This is a genomic window from Stenotrophomonas sp. GbtcB23, assembly GCF_019091045.1.
Taxonomy (GTDB): domain Bacteria; phylum Pseudomonadota; class Gammaproteobacteria; order Xanthomonadales; family Xanthomonadaceae; genus Stenotrophomonas; species Stenotrophomonas rhizophila_A.
Map to the genome: position 1 here is coordinate 1 of NZ_JAGXKC010000415.1, position 271 is coordinate 271.

Genomic DNA, 271 nt, shown 5'->3' on the forward strand with positions numbered 1-271 from the left:
TTTCCGGCGCCTGGACGCTGCCCATGACGAAGAAACCGTCAGCTGCGTCCTGAAGGCAATCGCTTCCGAGCTCGACGCCTCATGCGTCGGTGGCCGGCATCTTCTCGCACGGCTGGGCGCCGAGGAATTCGGCTTGCTTCTGGTTGGCCTCGATGGCGCTGCGGCGATGGATTTTTGCGAAAGGCTCCGGCTTCAGGTCGCCGCCTTGCGGTTCGAAGCCGGCGCGCCGGATTTCTCGGTCACCGTTTCGGTCGGGCTTGCGAAGGTCCGC

General features: G+C 64.9%; 1 protein-coding gene. It reads left to right on the plus strand.

Translation table 11 applies throughout. From position 1 onward, the window contains the following. On the plus strand, positions 1-271 hold a 271-nt coding region (locus KVS69_RS19615; RefSeq protein ID WP_217539724.1), incomplete at both ends, for a diguanylate cyclase.